We start from the raw sequence: 5,341 nt of genomic DNA on the forward strand, positions 1-5,341 counted from the left end.
GCGATACGAACATAAGCAATTCCCTTCAGGCAATCCCCGATTTTAGAGGGACAAAATGCACAGGCTCCAGCACGCTTTGTTTCAATCCGTGTGGGGTTTTGTCGATCACAAGCAACATTTGCTGCCCGCCCGACAGCGCCATGGGCGCCACCAGCCTCCCGCCCACCGCCAATTGGTCGCACCAGGCCTGGGGCACAGCGTCGCCGCCCGCGGCTGCAATGATGGCCGCGTACGGCGCCCCTTTGGCGTAGCCGAGCATGCCGTCGCCAAATAGCAGGTGCAGATTGGCCAACCGAAACGGGCGCAGGTTGTCGCGGGCCTTTTCGTGCAAACCACGCAGACGCTCCACCGAATACACCTCGCGCGCCAAACGGCTCAGCACGGCGGCCTGGTAGCCGCAGCCCGTCCCGATTTCAAGAATGCGCCCCAGCCCCTGCGCCCTGGCGCCCTCGGCCCCCAGCAGCAGCTCGCACATGCGCGCCACCACGTTGGGCTTGGAAATGGTCTGCCCCAGCCCGATAGGCAGGCTGGTGTCTTCATAGGCCTGGTTGACCAGGGCGCTGTCCACAAAGCGGTGCCGCTCTACGGCGCCCATGGCCTGCAGCACCGCCGCAGACGTGATGCCGCCCGCCGCCAGTTTTTGCACCATGCGCGCCCGCACCGCGGCAGAATCCAGCCCCACCCCAGCCGGGGATGCCGCCACCACCTTGCGGGCGGACTGCGCCAGTGCCAGCGCCTTCGGTGGCGTATGCGCTGGCGCGGGGCCAGAGCCCGGCAGCCGCGCTGGGAACCCGGGGCGGCGCTGCATCAGTCGACAGAGGCGACAGCCGCCCCCGCCACCAGCCGCGACGCGGTCTGCGCCCAGTAACCCAGGTTGTCGTGATCGGTCAGGTCCACCTTCAACGGCGTAATGGAGACATGGCCCTGCGCTGTCGCATGAAAATCAGTACCCTCGGCATCGTCTTTGGCGGCACCGGCTCCGCCGATCCAGTACATCGCCTCCCCCCGCGGGCTCTCCTGCACGATGACGCGCTCCGCCGCATGGCGGCGCCCCAGGCGGCACAGCTTGATAGGCTGCATTGCCGCGAGCGGCATGTTGGGGATATTCACATTCAGCAGCCACGGGGTTTCAGTGACAAGACTCTGCTGCCGCATCTGCGCCACGATTTCACGGGCCTTGGCGGCCGCCGCCTCAATCTCGCCCCAGCCCTTGTCCACCTGCGAAAACGCAATCGCCGGGATTCCGAACAGATACCCCTCCATCGCGGCGCCCACGGTGCCCGAATAAATGGTGTCGTCGCCCATGTTGGCGCCATTGTTGATGCCAGACACCACCAGATCGGGCCGATACCCCAGCAGCCCGGTGAGGGCGATATGCACACAGTCGGCCGGCGTGCCGTTCACATACCGGAATCCGTTAAAAGCCTTGTGTACATACAGCGGCGAATGCAGGGTCAACGCGTTGGACTTGGCGCTGTTGTTGTGCTCCGGGGCCACCACCTCCACCTCGACCCCTTCCAGGGTTTTGAGTGCATCGTGCAGAGCCACGATGCCTGGCGCCTGATAACCGTCGTCGTTCGAAATGAGGATTTTCATGATTGCAGTAGAGGGTTGCAACGGATTGTAGGTGGGGCCTCCCAGGGTGCGCAGTGCCGCCTATGCTGCATAGCCACCCGTCGCTCGTGGGACAACCCATGTCCGCGGCCCCCACCTATCATGCGGCCCATCATTGACCGCCCCGACAGACACTCAGGAGACTCCCCATGCACGCTTGGCTTTGCACCAACCCCACAGGCGTTGAAGCGCTCACCTGGACCGAACTGCCCACGCCTGTACCCAAGGCGGGCGAGGTACTGATCGAGATCAAGGCTGCCAGCCTGAACTTCCCCGATCTGCTGATCGTGCAGAACAAGTACCAGATGAAACCACCGCTGCCTTTCGTGCCCGGCTCGGAGTACGCAGGCGTGGTGGCAGCCGTGGGCGAAGGCGTCACCCACCTCAAGGTCGGCCAGAACGTGGCCTGCCTGTCGGGCACCGGCGGCTTTGGCACGCACACCATCGCGCCAGCAGCCCTGTGCATGCCGCTGCCCGACGGTTTTTCGCACGTCGATGCCGCCGCCTTCATCATGATCTACGCTACCTCGCACCATGCCCTGGTGGATCGCGCCCAACTCAAGGCGGGCGAGACGGTGCTGGTGCTGGGCGCTGCCGGTGGTGTCGGCACAGCTGCCATCCAGATCGCCAAGGCCATGGGTGCCCGCGTGATTGCGGCCGCCTCCAGCGACGAAAAATGTGCGCTGTGCACCTCCATCGGTGCAGACGCCACCATCAACTACAGCAAAGACAACCTGCGCGAATCCATCAAGGCCTTGACCGACGGCAAGGGCCCGGACGTGATCTATGACCCCGTGGGCGGCGATTTTGCAGAGCCCGCCTTCCGCTCCATCGCCTGGCGCGGCCGCTATTTGGTGGTGGGCTTTGCCTCCGGCCCCATCCCGGCCCTGCCCTTCAACCTGGCACTGCTCAAGGGCGCGTCCATCGTGGGCGTGTTCTGGGGCGACTTCGCCAAGCGCGAACCCAAGGCCAACGCCGCCATGATGGGCGAACTGGGGCAGTGGTATGCCCAGGGCAAGATCAAACCCGTGATCGACCGCACCATGCCCATGGCCGAGCTGCCCGCCGCCTACGCCCACATGGGATCACGCGGTGTGATGGGCAAGCTGGTGATGGTGAACTGACGCCGGCGCGGCACCATCCCCCAAGGGCCGTCTCTGCAGGCCGTGATGCCCGTACAAAAATGTAAGCCGCTGTGTCACACTCGCGCATCTCAGCCCCCTGACACTGGTGCCCTTACATGGCCGACCGACCACCTTCCGAGATAGCCCGCGAAACGCTCAAGCAACTGGCAGCGCGACGGCTCGCTCCCACGCCCGACAACTACCTGGCGCTTTACGATGAAATAGCGGGCTCTAAGAGCCCGCAGCCCTTTCCCGAGGGGCCGCTGAGCAGCATCCAGCGCGTATTGCCCGGCCAGACCCCCGCCCAGAAGCGGTTACTCGGGCAGTTTGAGCGGGCGATCATCACCAAGGACTGGACCTCGCTGCAAAGCGTGATGGTGGGCTACGCCAACCTGGGCCTCAACCCCGCCAACACCCCCGCAAAACCCATCGAGGTCATCGAGACGATTGACGCGGCGGCCGCCCTGAGCGACCTGCCCGCAGAGTTCGCCGAAACCCTGGCCCGCCTCATCGACAACACCCTGCCCGCCCTGGGCGAAGACGATGTCCGCGTGCTCGACATGGCACGGCAGCTGATCACCTTTCTGAGAGACCCCAAACCCCCTGCTGTCGCCACAACGCAGCTCATGCTGGGCAATTTCACGTACCGCGTGTCATTTGCCACCGAGGATCAGGCGGCCATTCGCGCCACGTTGCTCGAACTGCTGCACATGGTGTTTGAGAACATCGCCGTCCTCAGCGCTGACGACCGCTGGCTGCAGGGCCAGGCCGAGGCGCTGATGACGGCATCTACCCCGCCGCTCACTCTGCGGCGGCTGGACGATGTGCAGCGCAGGCTCAAGGACGTGATCTTCAAGCAGACCGAAGCCCGGGCCCGCACGGTAGAAGCGCAAGAGCAGATGAAGGACATGCTGGCCACCTTCATTGAACGGCTGGCGCTGATCACCGCGTCCAGCACGACGTACCAGGGCACCATGGAGCGGTGCGCTGACCTCATTGGCAAGGCCAATACCCTGGAAGAAATCGCACCCGTGCTGCAAGAGGTGATGAGCGCCACCCGCGCCATGGCGCTGGACAGCCGCGTCACACACGACGAGCTGCACGACCTGCGCGAGCGCACCGAAGCCAAACGCGCAGAAATGGCCAAGCTGCAGGAAGAACTCGACCGCGCCAGTGCACAGGCCCGGCACGACCCGTTGACGGGCACGCTCAACCGCAAGGGCCTGGACGAAGCCATGGAGCGCGAAATCGCCCGTTCGCGCCGTTTGGGCTCACCGCTGTGCCTGGCCTTGCTCGACCTCGACAACTTCAAGGCCCTCAACGACCGGGTGGGGCACACCGGTGGCGACGCCGCGCTGGTGCATCTTGCGCAGGTCACCCGCGAAGTGATGCGCCCCCAAGACCTGCTGGCCCGCTACGGCGGCGAAGAGTTTGTGCTGGTGATGCCCGACACCACCGTCGAAAGCGGTGTGGCCGCCATGACGCGGCTGCAGCGCGAACTGACCACACGCTTCTTTTTGCAGGGCTCCGAAAAAGTGCTGATCACCTTCAGCGCCGGGGTGGCCCAGTTGCAGGGCACCGAGAGCAGTACGGATGCCATCATCCGCGCTGATCAGGCGATGTACCTGGCCAAGCGGTCTGGCAAAAATCGTGTGATGGCGGCGTGACAAGAAGCCCCCCTGTGCCGCCTGCGGCGCCTTCCCCCGGAGGGGGACGCCACCCGTGGCCTGGCAGAGCCAGTTCCACGGTGGCACTGACCTTGGGGCGCGCCGGTATCGACGGTCGGTTGGCGCCTTGTAGCCGCCTGATGTGAGAGATTCTCCAAGGCAGCCCTGGCTCGGTCTGCTGCTGCCGACCTCCTGAAACTCCACCGCCCATGGAACGCCGCGCCTTTTTGCAACACGCAGCATACGCGGCAACAGCGGCTGCCCTGCCCCGCTGGGCCTGGAGCACCCCGCCGTCGCTGCAGTCCAACCCTTTCGCGCTGGGCATTGCCAGTGGAGACCCGTCGCCCGACGGCGTGGTGCTGTGGACGCGGCTGGTGCTGGCCGACCCGGCGCTGATGCAGGCCACCCACACCGTGCGGTGGGAGGTGGCACACGACGCGCGTTTTGCGCAGATCGTGCAAAAAGGCGAAGCCAGTGCGCAGCCTGCGCTTGGCCACAGCGTGCATGTAGAACTGCGCGGCTTGGCGCCCGGTCGCTGGTACCACTATCGCTTCATGCTGGGCGATGCCGTCAGCGCCAAGGGCCGCACGCGGACCGCTCCGGCTCCCGGCGACCTGCCCGCCACGCTGCGCATCGCCTTTGCCTCCTGCCAGCGCTGGGAACACGGCCACTACGCCGCCTGGCGACACCTGGCGGCCGACCAGCCGGACCTGGTGCTGTTTCTGGGCGACTACATCTACGAATACGCGACGCCGAAAAACACCACCGACCTGGCGCGCACCCACAACCTGCGCCACGCCACCACGCTGGCGGATTTTCGAGACCGCTACGCCCTGCACAAAAGCGACCCCGCCCTGCAAGCCGCCCACGCTGCCTGCCCCTGGGCCGTGACCTGGGACGACCACGAGGTGCAGAACGACTACGCCAGTGGTACCG

General features: G+C 65.5%; 5 protein-coding genes. 3 read left to right on the forward strand and 2 right to left on the reverse strand.

The features are described from left to right. Nucleotides 1-25: 25 nt before the first annotated feature. Together ACK4OE_RS24935 and surE are read right to left on the reverse strand one after the other, a co-directional pair. A complete protein-coding gene (locus tag ACK4OE_RS24935) occupies nucleotides 26-808 on the reverse strand; it encodes a protein-L-isoaspartate(D-aspartate) O-methyltransferase (protein WP_409889119.1) in 783 nt (260 codons plus the stop codon). After that, complete coding sequence (surE, locus tag ACK4OE_RS24940) at nucleotides 808-1,596, reverse strand: 5'/3'-nucleotidase SurE (protein ID WP_409889120.1); 789 nt, start codon at nucleotides 1,594-1,596, stop codon at nucleotides 808-810. Before surE ends, ACK4OE_RS24935 begins: the two co-directional genes overlap by 1 nt. 167 nt (nucleotides 1,597-1,763) lie before the next feature. Between surE and ACK4OE_RS24945 the strand changes: the two genes are divergently transcribed. The 3 genes from ACK4OE_RS24945 to ACK4OE_RS24955 form a co-directional block, all read left to right on the forward strand. Further along, nucleotides 1,764-2,738: an NADPH:quinone oxidoreductase family protein gene (locus ACK4OE_RS24945; protein ID WP_409889121.1), complete on the forward strand. Its 975-nt coding sequence runs from the start codon at nucleotides 1,764-1,766 to the stop codon at nucleotides 2,736-2,738. Between the two features lie 116 nt (nucleotides 2,739-2,854). After that, the gene (locus ACK4OE_RS24950; RefSeq protein WP_409889122.1) at nucleotides 2,855-4,405 is read left to right on the forward strand and encodes a GGDEF domain-containing protein; all 1,551 of its coding nucleotides are present in this window, start codon (nucleotides 2,855-2,857) and stop codon (nucleotides 4,403-4,405) included. A gap of 209 nt (nucleotides 4,406-4,614) precedes the next feature. Further along, on the forward strand, nucleotides 4,615-5,341 hold a 727-nt coding region (locus tag ACK4OE_RS24955; protein WP_409889123.1), incomplete at its 3' end, for an alkaline phosphatase D family protein.

This window comes from Acidovorax sp. (genome assembly GCF_046314175.1).
Classification (GTDB): domain Bacteria; phylum Pseudomonadota; class Gammaproteobacteria; order Burkholderiales; family Burkholderiaceae_C; genus Acidovorax.